The 14,164-nt window shown below is 69.0% G+C and carries 11 protein-coding genes; 3 read left to right on the top strand and 8 right to left on the bottom strand.

Annotated features, from left to right (window positions below; genetic code table 11):
- Nucleotides 1-22 precede the first annotated feature (22 nt).
- On the bottom strand, nucleotides 23-1,807 hold the full coding sequence (locus AC0L6G_RS03835) for an acyl-CoA dehydrogenase (RefSeq protein WP_293827212.1): 1,785 nt from the start codon (nucleotides 1,805-1,807) through the stop codon (nucleotides 23-25).
- A gap of 119 nt (nucleotides 1,808-1,926) precedes the next feature.
- Here AC0L6G_RS03835 and AC0L6G_RS03830 point away from each other — a divergent pair, with 119 nt between their 5' ends.
- Together AC0L6G_RS03830 and AC0L6G_RS03825 are read left to right on the top strand one after the other, a co-directional pair.
- Nucleotides 1,927-2,478, top strand: a complete 552-nt coding sequence (locus tag AC0L6G_RS03830) for a cytochrome b (RefSeq protein WP_293827211.1) — start codon at nucleotides 1,927-1,929, stop codon at nucleotides 2,476-2,478.
- Nucleotides 2,475-3,392, top strand: coding sequence for an L-threonylcarbamoyladenylate synthase (locus AC0L6G_RS03825; protein ID WP_293827210.1), 918 nt, complete (start codon nucleotides 2,475-2,477; stop codon nucleotides 3,390-3,392). Before AC0L6G_RS03830 ends, AC0L6G_RS03825 begins: the two co-directional genes overlap by 4 nt.
- Here AC0L6G_RS03825 and AC0L6G_RS03820 read toward each other — a convergent pair.
- From AC0L6G_RS03820 to metC, 7 genes are all read right to left on the bottom strand, one after another.
- Nucleotides 3,389-4,453, bottom strand: a complete 1,065-nt coding sequence (locus AC0L6G_RS03820; protein ID WP_293827209.1) for a patatin-like phospholipase family protein — start codon at nucleotides 4,451-4,453, stop codon at nucleotides 3,389-3,391. The genes AC0L6G_RS03825 and AC0L6G_RS03820 overlap by 4 nt on opposite strands.
- Nucleotides 4,454-4,477: 24 nt before the next feature.
- The gene (locus AC0L6G_RS03815; protein ID WP_293827208.1) at nucleotides 4,478-5,323 is read right to left on the bottom strand and encodes a 3-hydroxybutyrate dehydrogenase; all 846 of its coding nucleotides are present in this window, start codon (nucleotides 5,321-5,323) and stop codon (nucleotides 4,478-4,480) included.
- Between the two features lie 54 nt (nucleotides 5,324-5,377).
- Nucleotides 5,378-6,148 (bottom strand): peroxide stress protein YaaA, encoded by a 771-nt coding sequence (gene yaaA / locus AC0L6G_RS03810; RefSeq protein ID WP_293827206.1) that lies wholly within the window; start codon nucleotides 6,146-6,148, stop codon nucleotides 5,378-5,380.
- Between the two features lie 728 nt (nucleotides 6,149-6,876).
- Nucleotides 6,877-8,289 (bottom strand): FAD-binding oxidoreductase, encoded by a 1,413-nt coding sequence (locus AC0L6G_RS03805; RefSeq protein ID WP_293828463.1) that lies wholly within the window; start codon nucleotides 8,287-8,289, stop codon nucleotides 6,877-6,879.
- A gap of 39 nt (nucleotides 8,290-8,328) precedes the next feature.
- Nucleotides 8,329-10,452: a DNA topoisomerase IV subunit B gene (gene parE, locus AC0L6G_RS03800; protein ID WP_293828461.1), complete on the bottom strand. Its 2,124-nt coding sequence runs from the start codon at nucleotides 10,450-10,452 to the stop codon at nucleotides 8,329-8,331.
- Complete coding sequence (locus AC0L6G_RS03795) at nucleotides 10,427-11,785, bottom strand: O-antigen ligase family protein (protein WP_293828459.1); 1,359 nt, start codon at nucleotides 11,783-11,785, stop codon at nucleotides 10,427-10,429. The genes parE and AC0L6G_RS03795 overlap by 26 nt, the downstream gene beginning before the upstream one ends.
- A gap of 23 nt (nucleotides 11,786-11,808) precedes the next feature.
- Nucleotides 11,809-12,987, bottom strand: coding sequence for a cystathionine beta-lyase (gene metC / locus AC0L6G_RS03790; protein ID WP_293828457.1), 1,179 nt, complete (start codon nucleotides 12,985-12,987; stop codon nucleotides 11,809-11,811).
- A gap of 101 nt (nucleotides 12,988-13,088) precedes the next feature.
- Here metC and AC0L6G_RS03785 point away from each other — a divergent pair, with 101 nt between their 5' ends.
- Nucleotides 13,089-14,156, top strand: a complete 1,068-nt coding sequence (locus AC0L6G_RS03785; RefSeq protein WP_473252894.1) for an amino acid ABC transporter substrate-binding protein — start codon at nucleotides 13,089-13,091, stop codon at nucleotides 14,154-14,156.
- Nucleotides 14,157-14,164: the final 8 nt, after the last annotated feature.

Below are 14,164 nucleotides of genomic sequence, written 5' to 3'. Positions count from 1 at the left end.
GGTCAATGAGGCGGCGGACGGTTCATCCCGCCAGAGCCGCGACCGACAGGCGTTGCAGCACGGCGCCGCCCTGGCCCACGGCCGCCAGGCGGCTGGAGACATGGCCCAGCACATTGGCGGCGTAGATTTCGTAGAGGTCCAGCTTGCCCCGCAGCCAGGCGGGATCGCCGTCGTTCGCGTCCAGCCTGGCCTTGGCCGCCAGGGCGCCCTTGGCCAGCATCCAGCCGCCGACGACATCGCCCATCAGCTTCAGATAGGCGTCGGCGGCGGCCAGCACGTCGGCGGCGGCCTCGGGATCGGCCTTCTGGTCCAGAAGCCACAGGGTCGCGTCCTGGACGGCCTCGATGGCGGTGGCGAACCGTTCGACGGGCTTGCCGGAATAGAGGCCTCCAAGGCGGCCCAGGGTGACCTTCATGTCGGCGATCAGGGCCTTGGCCGATTCGCCGCCGTCCATCGACAGCTTGCGGCCCACCAGGTCCATCGCCTGGATGCCGTTGGTGCCTTCATAGATCGGGGCGATGCGGGCGTCGCGATAGTATTGGGCCGCGCCCGTCTCTTCGATGAAGCCCATGCCGCCGTGGACCTGGACGCCCAGCGAGGCGACCTCGCAGCCGACATCGGTGGACCAGGCCTTGGCGATGGGGGTGAACAGGTCCTCGCGGCCCTTCCACCGGCGGCGCTCTTCTTCGGAACCTGCATGTCTGGCCAGGTCGGCGGCGACGCCGGTGGACAGGCAGATGGCGCGGGCGGCGGAGATCTTGGCCTTCATGACGCCCAGCATCCGGCGCACATCCGGGTGGTCGAAGATCGGGGCGTTGGCTTCTCCCGTCCAGGTCGAACGGCCCTGGCGACGCTCCAGCGCATAGGCCAGGGCATGCTGATAGGCGCGCTCGGCGATGCCGACGCCCTCGACCCCGACGGCCAGGCGGGCGGCGTTCATCATGACGAACATATGGGCCAGGCCCTGGTTCGGCTGCCCGACCAGTTCGGCGGTCGCGCCCTCATAGCTCATGACGCAGGTCGGCGAGGCGTGGATGCCCAGCTTGTGCTCGACCCCGACGGGGCGGAAGGCGTTGCGCTCGCCCAGCGTCCCGTCGTCCTTGACTGCGAACTTGGAGGCCAGGAACAGGCTGATGCCCTTCGGTCCCTTAGGCGCGTCGGGCAGGCGGGCCAGCACCAGATGAACGATATTGTCGGTGGCATCGTGGTCGCCCCAGGTGATGAAGATCTTCTGACCGTTCAGCGCATAGGTCCCGTCGCCGTTCGGCGTGGCGGTGGCGGTCAGGGCGCCCAGATCGGAACCGGCGCCCGGCTCGGTCAGGACCATGGCGCCGGTCCATTCGCCGCTGACCAGCTTGGTCAGATATTTCGCTTTCTGCTCTTGCGTGCCGACCTGTTCCAACGCCTCGATGGCGGCGAGCGACAGCATGGGGCACAGGCCGAAGGCCATGTTGGCGGCGTGCACCGTCTCATAGGCCGCCAGTTCCAGCGCCTTGGGGAGGGCCTGGCCGCCCGCCTCGGCCGGAGCCGACAGGCCGGTCCAGCCTCCAGCCGCGAACTGGCGATAGGCGTCGGCGAAGCCCGGCGCTGCGGTGACGGCGCCGTTGGCGTAGGTCGAACCCTGTTGGTCGCCGATGCGGTTCAGAGGCGCCAGCACCTCTTCGGAGAACTGACCCGCCGCCTCCAGCACCGCCGAGGCGACATCGGCGTCATAATCGGGAAAGGCGCCGGTCGCGGCGACATCGGTCATTCCGGCGACGGCCTCCAGGGTGAAGGCCAGGTCTCGAACGGGCGCGCGGTAGGTCATGGGTTTCCTCAATCGGCTTTGCGGCCTAGATGCCGCGTCAAGACAGGGTGTCGCAAGCGTCTTGGCGACGCGTCCCGTCTCTGCGCAAGGTGACGTAGCGCCGTCACGGAAGGGAAGCCATGGGCGAACCGCGAAATCGATATTCGACCGTGTCCCTGTTCCTGCATTGGGGCCTCGCCCTGGCGGTCCTGGTCCAGGTGCTGCTGATCGCGGCGCACGAGAATACCGAAGGGCCGATGTCGGGCCAGTTCGTCATGCTGCACAAGTCGCTGGGTCTGACGATCCTGCTGCTGACGCTGGCGCGGATCGGCTGGCGGCTGGCGCACCCGGCCATCGCCTTGCCCGCGCATTTGCCGCCCTGGCAAAGGCTGGCGGCGCGGGCGACCCATGTGTTGTTCTATGTGGCGTTGATCGTCATTCCGATGACGGGCTGGCTGGCGTCGTCGGCTGGCGGGCGTGAGATCGCCTGGTTCGGCCTGTTCGACTGGCCGCTGCTGCCGATCGGCGGCGGTCGCGCCACGGCGCGCGGCTTCATGGCGGCGCACGGCCTGGCGGTGAAGGGGCTTTATGTCCTGATCGCCCTGCATGTCCTGGCGGCGCTCAAGCATCAGTTCGTCGACCGGGACAATGTGCTGCACCGGATGATCCCGCTGATTCCTCGCCGACCGTGAGCGCGACGCCGCACGAGGCCGCCAGGGCGCTGGCGGACGGGGCGCTGATCCTGCTGCCGACCGAGACGGTCTATGGGCTGGGAGCCGACGCCGGCGCCCCCGAGGCGGTGGCGGCTATCTTCGCAGCCAAGGGCCGTCCGCGCTTCAACCCGCTGATCTCTCACGTGGCGGATGCCGAGATGGCGGCCGACATCGGGGTGTTCGACGCAGCGGCGCAGGCTTTGGCCCAGGCCTTCTGGCCGGGGCCGCTGACGCTGGTCACGCCGATCCGGGATGCGGGGCGTGTCTGCGACCTGGCCCGCGCCGGGCTGGACAGCGTGGCGATCCGGGTTCCGGCCCATCCTGCGGCGAAGGCGGTGCTGGCGGCGTTCGGCGGCCCGGTGGTCGCGCCCTCGGCCAACCGCTCGGGCCGGCCCAGCCCGACGACCTTCGCCGATGCGGTCGAGGAGACCGGATTCGCCGTCGCCGCCGCCGTCGACGGCGGGCCATGCCGAGTGGGGCTGGAGAGCACGGTGGTCTCGGCGCTGGACGGGCGTGTCGCCTTGTTGCGCCCCGGCGCCGTCACGCGAGAGCAGATCGAGGCCGTGGTCGGCCCGCTGGCCGACGACGGGGAGGGGCGGCGCTCGCCGGGGCGGCTTGCGCTGCATTATGCGCCGGACGCTCCGGTGCGGATCGAGGCGACGGCGGCGGCGCCGGACGAAATCCTTTTGGGCTTCGGTCCTGGCGTGGGCGAGACCCGCTGGAGCCTGAGCCCGACCGGCGACCTGTCGCAGGCGGCGGCCAATCTGTTTCGGCTGCTGCGGGAAGCGGATCGGCAAAAGCCGGCCGCCATCGCCGTCTCGCCCATTCCAGGCACGGGGCTGGGCGAGGCGATCAACGACCGTCTGCGCCGCGCCGCCGGCTTTGTGGGCTAGCCGAAGCGGGCCTGCATATCGACGCTGGACTGGCGGCCGACGGCGCCCAGGCAACTGTCCAGCCATTCGTCGGCGGCGGCGCGACCACGCGTCTTGAGGTCGTTCAGGAAGCTCCATTCGGTGTTGAACTTTGTCCGCAGCGACAGGTCCGACAGCCAGCGGTCCGCCTCGATGGCGTGCATCCGCACATGGCGATAGGGGCCCTGGCCGCTTACGTCGATCTGGCCCTGGCCGATCATCTCGCCGGCGATGGCGATGGCGCGCAGTTCGGCGACCAGGGGCGCGTTGAAGACGATCTCGTTCAACCGATCCATGATGTCGGCGGCGCTGCGGGGCGTCTCGTCGCGGGTCATGGGGTTCAGCGTGACCAGCAGAACGTCGTCGGGCGTATCCTCTCCCGTCAGGGGCCATAGCGGCGGATTGGTCAGATAGCCGCCGTCCCAGTAAGGCTCGCCCTCGATCTCCACCGCTTGGAACAGATGCGGCAGGCAGGCCGAGGCCATCAGCACGTCGGGCGTGATTTCGTCCGAGGTGAAGACCCGCGCCCTAGCCTGGCGCACGGCCGTCGCGGCGACGAACAGCTTGATGTCCGACGCCCGCACCGCGCCGAAGTCGACGGCGGCCTTCAGAACCCGATCCAGAGGATTGTGGTTCAGGGGATTGAATTCATAGGGGCTCATGGACAGGGCCAGGGTCTCGCCGGCGCGCCAGAACGGATTGTCCTTGATCCAGTCGGGCGTCTGGGCGGCGTTCCAGATGGCGCTGTCGCCGAAGACGTTGCGGCCGCCGGACTGATTGATCTCGCGCCAGAGCTTGTCCAGGGCCGCGCGGGCGTCGCCGGCGGCCAGGCCCGAGACCAGGGCCGTTCCGTTCATCGCGCCGGCCGAGACGCCCGATACGGCGCGGAAATCCAGGCGGTCGTCCTCCAGCAGCCGGTCAAGAACGCCCCACTGAAAGGCCCCGTGCGCCCCGCCGCCCTGGAGCGCCAGGCAGATCGGGCGTCTGCCGGGCGATCGTCGCGCCGTGTCCGGCTCGGCGGCCTTGCGTCTGAAGATCGCCATGCGCCCCTGTTCGCCCCCCGCTGTCTATTGCGCGGTCCAGCCGCCATCGATGGAGAAACTGGCCCCGTTGGCCGATGCGCCCAGGTCGCTGACCAGATAGAGGAAGACCCCGACCAATTCCTCGGTCCTGACGAACCGCTTGGTTGGCTGGGCGGCCAGGATGACATCGGTCAGCACCTGCGACTCGGTCATGTGGCGCGTTCGGGCCTGGTCCGCGATCTGTTTCGCCACGATCGGCGTCTCGACGAAGCCGGGGCAGATGGCGTTGCAGGTGATGTTGTCCCGCGCCAGCTCCAGGGCGACGGTCTTGGTCAAGCCGATGATCCCGTGCTTGGCCGCGACATAGGCGGACTTGAAGGGGCTGGCGACCAGACCGTGGGCCGAGGCCATGTTGACGATCCGGCCCCGTCCCTGGGCCTTCATGATCGGGATGGCCGCGCGGGTGGCGTAGAAGGCCGAGGACAGGTTGATGGCGATGATCTTCTCCCACTGGTCGGCGGGGAAGTTCTCGACGGATTCGACGTGCTGGATCCCGGCGTTGTTGACCAGAATGTCCAGCCGGCCCAGTTCGCGCCGGGCGAAGGCGACCATGTCGGCGATCTGTTCGCCATCGGTCATGTCGGCGGGATGGTAGAGCACGCGCCGCCCGGACGACGCCGCCAGGTCGGCGCGGATGCGCTCGATTTCGGCCGGATCGCCCAGGCCGTTCAGAACCACGTCGCCGCCCGCCGCCGCGACCGCCCGCGCCAGGGCCAGGCCGATGCCGGAGGTCGAGCCGGTGACGACCGCCGCCTGACCGGCCAGGTCGCCGATCTGGCGCAGCGCGGGCTTGGCCTGGTCGTCGGTCGAGGTGTTTGGCCGTTGTGACATGGGTCCGCCCTTTATGATCTTTCCTTCGAGACTAGCGGCAGGACGGGGCGGGGATCAAGAATTTCCCGACCTGATGAATATCCAGTCGCTGTCGGTCGAGGCGGCCTTGTCGAACCGATAGCCGTCGCGGTCGAAAGCCTTCAGGTCCACGGCCCGTTCCACCCGCTCGTCGATGGCGAATCGGGTCATCGCGCCGCGCGCCTTCTTGGCGAAGAAGGAGACGATGCGGGTCTCGCCGTTCTTCTCCTCGCGAAACTGAGGCGTGACCACCGGCAGTTTAAGCGCCTTGGCGTCGACGGCGCCGAAATATTCCTGGCTGGCCAGGTTGACCAGGGTCGGGTCGGCCTGGCCGGCGGCGTCCGCGTTCAGTTGCATGGAAATGCGGTCGCCCCAGAAGTCGTAGAGGCTGGCACCCCGCCGCGTCTTCAACCGCGTGCCCATCTCCAGCCGATAGGGCTGGATGCGGTCCAGCGGACGCAGCAGGCCGTAGAATCCCGACAGGATGCGCACATGGTCCTGGGCGAAGGCCAGGGCCTCGGCGTCCAGTTCGCGCGCCTTCAGGCCCTCGTAGACGTCGCCGGCGAAGGCGAACGCCGCCTGGACCCCGTCGGTCGATTCGGCGTCGAAGGCCTTGAACCGTTCGACGTTCAGGGTCGCCAGATCGTCGGAGATTCCCATCAGACGGCGCAGGTCCGCCCGCGTCTGTCGCCGGGCCGTGACCGCCAGGCTGGCGGTGTCGTCGCGGAAGCGGCGCTCGGTCGCGGGCAGGGCCGGATCGGCCTCGGTGAAGTCCAGCCGCTTGGCGGGGGAGAGAACGATCAACAAGACAAGGCTCCGTGACGACGCCGCCCAAATAGGCCGCTTCGACGCCGATTTGAACCGGGTGCGACGCTGGCGCGTCCGGGCGTGCGAAAGCGCCCTCGCGCTTTCGCTGCGAAGTGGGATGGAGGGCTGGGCGGAGCGCCGGGCCTTCGCCCGGAGTGTGAGTTTGTAAGTACCGTTTCGACGAAGGGTATGACGCTCCGCGCGGTTGGTTGGCCTGCAAGCTCGGGGCGTCGAGCGGTGGCGGTCTTATCGCCTAACCCCATAAGCTTGCGACGGGTCGGCGGGGTCTGCGAAACCCCGTCCCGAGTGCGGCCGAGTATCCCCCTCGACCCTCCGACACCGCTCCATGAGTCGATGTCGGCGCGATGGAGTTTCACCATCGCTCCCGTTCCATCCGCTCCCGCCGCCGCAAGGTCGCAGGCCTTACGAGCCCTCCGGTGCGACGAGACGGCTTTAGAATACGCGCGTTTCGGAGGGGGGATGGATGATGGGGGAGATAATTCGCCAAGCGGTTGGATTCGCGGGGAATGCACCAGCCGCATTGTGATGGCTGGCATTGAAATCCGTCATCCTCGGCCTTGTGCCGAGGATCCATAATCCCGGTGTCCGCCGCCGTCCCCCGTCCTTTGAGACCGAGCGTATGGATCCTCGGCACAAGGCCGAGGATGACGAGCGGAGGGGGCAGGTTCCTTTCGTCTCCCCCAAGATTTGGGGAGGAGACGGGACGTTCAGAAAAGCACCGCCGGGTTCATGATGCGGTCGGGGTCGAGGGCGCGGCGGATGGCGGCCATGGTCTCGATCTCGATGGGGGATTTGTAGCGTTTGACCTCTTCGGTCTTGAGCCGGCCCAGGCCGTGCTCGGCCGAGATGGAGCCGTCGTAGCGGGCGACCACGTCGTGGACGACCTGGGAGCCTTCCTTCCAGCGGCCGATGAAGGCGGAGATGTCCTGACCGAGGCCGGGCAGGATGTCGTAGTGCAGATTGCCGTCTCCGACGTGGCCGAACACCGAAATTCGGGCGCCGGGGTGGAACCGTTCGACGGCGGCGGAAGCCTCGTCGATGAAGTCGGCGATGCGGCTGATGGGCACCGAGACGTCGTGTTTCCAGCCGCCGCCCTCGGGTTTCAGAGCCGCCGAATGCTCCTCGCGCAGGCGCCAGAAGGCGGCGCGCTGGGCGTCGTTCTGGGCGATGGCGGCGTCGGTGATCAGCCCCTCTTCGAAGGCGACCTCCAGCAGGGCCTGCATCTGGGCTTCGGCCCCGCCGGGCGCGCCCGAGGCGATCTCGATCAGGACGTACCAGTCAGGGGTCGTGTCCAGCGGTTCGCGGGTGTCGGGGATGTTCTTCAGCACCAGCTCCATGCCCAGGCGCTTCATCAGTTCGAAGGCTTCGACGCCGCCGCCGGTTTCGGCCTTGGCGCGGGCGAGCAGTTCGACCGAGGCGGCGGCGGTGTCCAGCCCCACGATCGCGACGGCGCGCGAGCGCATGATCGGGAACAGTTTCAGCGTGGCGGCGGTGACGACGCCCAACGTGCCCTCGGCCCCGATCAGAAGCTGCTTCAGATCATAGCCGGTGTTGTCCTTCCTGAGCCGCTTCAGGCCATGGAAGACCTGGCCGTTCGGCAGGACGGCCTCTATGCCCAGCACCAGATCGCGCATCATGCCGTAGCGCAGCACCTGGGTGCCGCCGGCGTTTGTGGAGATGACGCCGCCGATGGTGGCGGACCCCTCGGCGGCCAGGCTGAGCGGGAAGTAGCGGCCGGCCGCCGTCGCCGCCTGTTGCGCTTCCAACAGGGTCAGGCCGGCCTCGACCGTCATGGCGTCGTCTAGAGGAGTGACGTCGCGGACGGCCCGCATCTTCTTGAGGGACAGCAGGACTTCGCCAAACGGAATCTGACCGCCCACCAGGCCCGTGCCGCCGCCCTGGGGGGTGATGGCCAGGCCTTCGCGCGCGCAGATGGAGACGGCGCGGGCGACCTCGGCCGTCGAGCGGGGGGTCAGAAGGAGCGGCGTGTTCCCGGACCACCGATTGCGCCACTCGGTCAGGAACGGCGCCACGACCTCGGGGTCCTGGGTCCAGCCGCCGTCGCCGAGGGCGGCCTTCAGGTCGTCGAGGACGGCGGAGGAGGGGGCGGTCGTGCTCATGGCCCCCTTGTGTCAGGCGTGGCGGCGCGTTGGAAGCCTTCAGACGTCCAGTTCTTCTTTCACGAACTGCGCGTTTTCCTGGATGAACTGGAAGCGGGCCTCGGCGCGCTTGCCCATCAGGCGTTCGACCAGATCCTCGATGCTGGATTCGGCGTCGGGCACGGTGATGCGGGCCAGGGTGCGCTTCCTGGGGTCCATGGTGGTCTCCTTGAGCTGCGAGGCCATCATTTCGCCCAGGCCCTTGAAGCGGCCGATCTCGGTCTTCTTGCCCTTGAAGACGGTGGCCAGCAGTTCGTCGCGGTGGGCGTCGTCGCGGGCGTATTCGCTGAGCGGACCCGCGCTGATCCGATACAGGGGCGGCAGGGCCATGAAGACGCGGCCCTGGCGGATGGTCTCGGGCATGACGCGATAGAAGAAGGTGATCAGCAGGGCCGCGATATGGGCGCCGTCCACGTCGGCGTCGGTCATGATGACGATCCGCTCGTAACGCAGGTCGTCGATGTTGAACCGATTGCCCGGCTGGACGCCCAGGGCCAGGGCCAGGTCGGACAGTTCGACGTTCTGGCGCAGCTTGTCCGCCGTGGCGGAGGCGACGTTCAGGATCTTGCCGCGCAGGGGCAGGATGGCCTGGGTCGTGCGGTCGCGCGCCTGTTTGGCCGAGCCGCCGGCCGAATCGCCCTCGACGATGAACAGTTCGGTGCCCTCGGCGGCCTGACGCGAACAGTCGGATAGTTTGCCCGGCAGGCGCAGCTTGCGGGTGGCGGCGGCGCGCTGGACCTCCTTGTCCTTCCTGCGGCGCAGGCGGTCCTCGGCGCGGTCGATGACGAAGCCGAGCAGGGCGTTGGCCTGTTTCGGGCTTTCGGTCAGCCAGTGGTCCAGCGGGTCGCGCAGCAACTGTTCGACCAGACGCGCGCCCTCGGGCGAGGACAGGCGGTCCTTGGTCTGGCCCTGGAATTCGGGATTGCGGATGAAGACGCTGATCAGGGCGCCGGCGTTGGCGATGACGTCTTCGGCCGTGATGACGCTCGCGCGCTTTTCGTTGGTCAGTTCGCCATAGGCCTTCAGACCCTTGACCAGGGCGGCGCGGAAGCCCGCCTCGTGCGTGCCGCCGTCGGGGGTCGAAACCGTGTTGCAGTAGGACTGGATGAAGCCGTCGGCCTCGCCAAAACCGATAGGCGACCAGGCGACGGCCCATTCGAAGGCCCCCGCCTCGCCCTGACGCTCGGCGCGGCCGGCGAAGACGGGGGTGACGGTCTCCAACTGGCCGACGCGCTCGGCCAGGGCGTCGGCCAGACCGCCGGGGAAGTGCAGCAGAGCCTGGGCCGGGGTGGCGTCGACGATGCGTTCCGGCGCGCAGGTCCATTTGATCTCGACGCCGCGGAACAGATAGGCCTTGGAGCGGGCCATGCGGAACAGGCGGGCGGGCTTGAAGGCCGCGCCCATGCCGAAGATCTCTTCGTCCGGCTTGAAGCGGATCAGGGTGCCGCGCTTCCTGGACGGCTGGACCTGCTGGATGGGGCCGAGGACGTGGCCGCGCGAGAAGGACTGCTTCCACTCGAACCCGTCGCGCCAGACGGTGACGTCCAGATGCTCGGACAGGGCGTTGACGACCGAGACGCCGACCCCGTGCAGGCCGCCGGACGTCTCATAGGCCTTGCCCGAGAACTTGCCGCCCGAGTGGAGGACCGTCATCACCACCTCCAGCGCCGACTTGCCGGGATGTTTGGGGTGGGGATCGACGGGGATGCCGCGCCCGTCGTCGCGGACGGACAGATAGCCGTCCGCGTCCAGATCGACGGTGATCAGCTTGGCGTGGCGGGCCACGGCCTCGTCCATCGCATTGTCGAGGACTTCGGCGAACAGGTGGTGAAGGGCGCGTTCGTCGGTGCCGCCGATATACATGCCGGGGCGTTTGCGGACGGGCTCCAGCCCCTCCAGCACCTCGATCGACGAGGCGGAATAGCCGGTGGAGGCGGCCGTGGCCGCGGCGGCCTGGACGGGCTTGGGCGCCGGCGCCGGCGTCGGCGCGACAGCGGGCGCGGCCTTCGCGGCCTGGGGCGCGGCCTGGGGCGCAACCTGGGGCGGGATCGCCGCAGGACGCTTTGTCGGCTCGGGCTTGCGAGCTTCGGGTTCGTCGTCAAAAGCGAAGAGGTCGGCGGCCATTCACATAGTCTGAGGCGATTCGGGGCCGGTTCTGGTAGGCCCGCAAAGCCGGTCGGGCAAGCGGCGCGCGCGCAGGCGCCCGAACCGGGGCCGGATCGAAGGTCACGGCGCGCGCCGTTATGGCCAGCATCAGCACCCAGGGCAGGTTGGCGTGGGTCAGAAGCACGCTCTCGGACAGGCTGAGCGCGGTGAAGACGGCCAGATAGGCGATGCTCCAATAACCCTCGCGCGCGCCCAGACCGTTCAGGCGCGCGACGATCATGACGGCGGAGACGGCCATGAGAGCCCCCACGGAGACGGCGCCGGGCCAGCCCAGTTGGACCAGCAGGTCGATCCAGCCGTTGTGGGCGCTTGGCACCGGCCATTGGGTCTCGATGCGGATTTCGCGCGCGGGGATGGAGTCCACGCCCCAGAAGGCGCTGAAGCCATAGCCGGTCCAGGGCCGTTCGGCGACCTTGCGCATCAGCGCCTCCCAGATCAGGGTGCGGCCGGTCAGGGACGGATCCTTGCCCAGGGCTTCCAGGATGGCGGCGGAATCGGAGTTCCACAGCCAGGTCGCGCTGGCGACCGTGACGACGCCCAGCCAGACGCCGACGACGGTGACGACCGCGCCCCCCTGTTTCAACGCCCACCATCCGCCCACCATGCCGACGCCCAGCATCCAGCACAGAAGCGAAGTCTTGGACTGGGTGGCCAGGACCAGGAGGGTGGTCAGGCCCAGGGCGACGAGGGCGGTCCAGAAGCCGCCCTTGCGGCCCGCGATATGGTCGGCGGCCAGCGTCGCGGCGGAGGAGACGGCGCCGACAACCATGACCAGGCCCATCTGGTTCTTCTCGTACCACAGACCGCGCCACAGGCCGGCGTTGTCGAACTGGTGCACCCCGACCTTGGGATAGGCGAAGACCATGACCAGGCTGCCGACCGCCATGACCAGGCCCGTATGCATCAGCAGACGCGGCAGGGCGGCGTTTCGGAACCGCGCGCCCAAATAGACGGCGAAGGCGCTGTTGATGGCCATGGCGATGACCCGCCGTTCGGTCACGCCCGGGTCTATGGACCAGTATTGGGAGGCGAAGGCCAAGCCGACCAGGCCGAACATCATCAGCCAGGCGGGCCAGGCGCGGATCACCCGGTCGAAACGAAAGACGATCAGCCCGGCGATCACGGCGTAGACCGGCAACCACATCAGGCGCAGCACCGGCGTCTCGGCCTGGTCGGGGGCGACGAGCGGTGCGATCAGGGCGCCGGTCAGCATGAAGACGACAAAGCCGGCCGCCCACTGCTCCCACAGCGGCGGCGAATCGTCCGAGGTCTGGACAGGCGAGGCGCGCACGGCCGGACAGTCGGCTCGCGCGCTTAAGGAACCGTGAGCGCGGCGGCGAAGGCGGCCAGGCCGTGTTCGAGGTCCGCGATCAGGTCGGCGGGGTCTTCCAGCCCGACGTGAAGGCGAATCAGTTCTCCCTCCAGCGTCGGCGGATGGGCGCGATAGGCCATTTGATGCGTCTCGCACGTGATTAGGCTTTCGAACCCGCCCCAGGAATAGCCCAGGCCGAACAGGGTCAGGGCGTCCAGAAAGGCTGCGCCCGCCGCCCCGTCGCCGCCCTTCATCACCACGCCCATCAGCGAGGCGGCGCCGGAGAAGTCGCGGGTCCAGAGATCATGCCCGGCGCCGCCGGGCAGGGGCGGGTAGAGGACCCGCGAGACTTCCGGCCGCCCTTGAAGCCATTCGGCCACGACCAGGGCCGAGCGCGCCTGTTCGGCGTAGCGCAGCGGCAGGGTGCGCAGACCCCGCAGGGCCAGCCAGGCGTCGTCCGGCGAGACGTGCCAGCCCAGGTCCTCGATCACGTCGCCGATGGCGCGGCGGCAGGCGGGATCGTCGACGGCGATGCTTCCCATCAGGACGTCCGAATGACCGCCGACATATTTGGTCACGGCCTGGACGCTGACGTCGACGCCGTGGGCGAGGGGGCGGTAGGCCAGCCCGGCCGCCCAGGTGTTGTCGACGACGGTCAGGACGCCGCGCGCGCGACAGGCCCGGGCCACCGCGGCGACATCGACCATTTCGAATGTCAGGGAGGCGGGCGATTCCATCAGCACCAGCCGGGTGCGCCCGGTCAGGCCAGCGACCACGTCGGCCGCGCCGGCGTCGCCGGGCAGGAAGCGGGTCGTGACGCCGCGCGCGGCCTGGTAGCGGCTGAGGAACCGGCGCGTCGGGCCATAGACGGCGTCGGTCGTGATCACCTCGTCCCCCGGCCGCAGCAGGGCCAGCAGCGGCACGGTGACGGCCGCCAGGCCCGAAGGGACGAGAAAAGCCTCGGCCGCGCCTTCCAGATCGGCCAGGGCGTGACGGAGCGCACGCGCCGCGCTGGTTCCCGACAGGCCGTAGGTCGGGCCAGCCGCCTCGTCGCGCATGACGCCGGCCGTGTCGCTGAGCATTGTGGAGGCGCGTTCCAGCGGCGGATTGACCGGGCGGCGCCCCTGGCCCCGGCGCGTGGCGGAGGCGATCAGGCGGGTGCGGTCCGAATGCGTCGGCATGGGCGATCCATGGGTTGCGGTTCAGGGCCTAAAGGCCTCTAAAGCCTGCGGGGCGCAAGCGGCGAGGGACCAACGCGATGCGGTGCTGGATGATCGGGACGATGGCGCTGGCCGTGCTGGCGGCCGGTTGCGGACGCCAGGACGCGCCCCCGGCAACCGACGCGCGGCCCGAAGTCCCGGTCGCCACCGTCCCCGGCGCCCCGCCGGACAGCCCGACCCTGGCGGCGATCAAGCGACGCGGGCGGCTGAATTGCGGCGTGCATCAGGGGCTGGTCGGCTTCGCCTACACGGACAATCGCGGACAGTGGCGCGGCTTCGACGTGGACTTCTGCCGGGCGACAGCCGCCGCGATCCTGGGGGACGGCGACGCGGTGCGTTTCGTGCCGTTGTCGGCGGCGGAACGGTTTTCGGCCCTGAACGACGGGCGGATCGACGTGCTGTGGCGCAATTCCTCCTGGACCATGACCCGCGACGCGGGCGAGGGTTTGGTCTTCGCCGGGATCAATTATTACGACGGCCAGGGCTTTCTGGTGCGGCGCTCGCTCAATCTGAACAGCGCCACCGAACTGACAGGCGCGCGGGTCTGCGTGCAGTCCGGCTCGACCTCCCAGGCCAACGCCGTCGACTATTTCCGATCGCGCGGCATCGAATACCGGCCGGTCGTCTTCGACACCGAAGACGCGGCCAGGGACGCCTATAACCGCGAGGACTGCGACGCCTTCAGCGCGGACATCTCCGCCCTGGCGGCGGCGCGCACGGTGCTGACCAGTCCCAACGAACACGTGATCCTGTCCGACGTCGCTTCCAAGGAGCCGCTGGGCCCAGTCGTCCGGGCGGGCGACGAACGCTGGGCCTCGACCGTGCGCTGGACGCTGAACGCCCTGATGCTGGCCGAGGAGCTGGGCGTCGCGCGCGCGGAGGCGGACGACCTGGCCAAGACCTCGACGGACCCGCGCGTGCGGCGCCTGCTGGGGGCGGAAGGCGACTTCGGTCCCATGCTGGGCCTGTCCAGGACCTGGGCCAAGGACGCGATCGCGGCGGTCGGAAACTATGGCGAGATTTTCGAGCGCAATCTGGGTTCGCAATCGGCGCTCGACCTGGAGCGCGGTTTGAACGCACAATGGAACGCGCGCCCGGCCGGCTTGATCTATGGGCTGCCGATCCGATAAGCGCCGGA

This window comes from Brevundimonas sp. D3-1P (assembly GCF_055809335.1).
The sequence above is the reverse complement of the archived record's forward strand: the minus strand, read 5'-3'. Positions and strand labels throughout refer to the sequence as shown.

Coding starts and splice junctions, on each gene's coding strand:
- AC0L6G_RS03835 (WP_293827212.1), bottom strand. CDS start 1,807: ATGACCTACCGCGCGCCCGTTCGAGACCTGGCCTTCACCCTGGAGGCC.
- AC0L6G_RS03830 (WP_293827211.1), top strand. CDS start 1,927: ATGGGCGAACCGCGAAATCGATATTCGACCGTGTCCCTGTTCCTGCAT.
- AC0L6G_RS03820 (WP_293827209.1), bottom strand. CDS start 4,453: ATGGCGATCTTCAGACGCAAGGCCGCCGAGCCGGACACGGCGCGACGA.
- AC0L6G_RS03815 (WP_293827208.1), bottom strand. CDS start 5,323: ATGTCACAACGGCCAAACACCTCGACCGACGACCAGGCCAAGCCCGCG.
- AC0L6G_RS03805 (WP_293828463.1), bottom strand. CDS start 8,289: ATGAGCACGACCGCCCCCTCCTCCGCCGTCCTCGACGACCTGAAGGCC.
- parE (WP_293828461.1), bottom strand. CDS start 10,452: ATGGCCGCCGACCTCTTCGCTTTTGACGACGAACCCGAAGCTCGCAAG.
- metC (WP_293828457.1), bottom strand. CDS start 12,987: ATGCCGACGCATTCGGACCGCACCCGCCTGATCGCCTCCGCCACGCGC.
- AC0L6G_RS03785 (WP_473252894.1), top strand. CDS start 13,089: ATGGCGCTGGCCGTGCTGGCGGCCGGTTGCGGACGCCAGGACGCGCCC.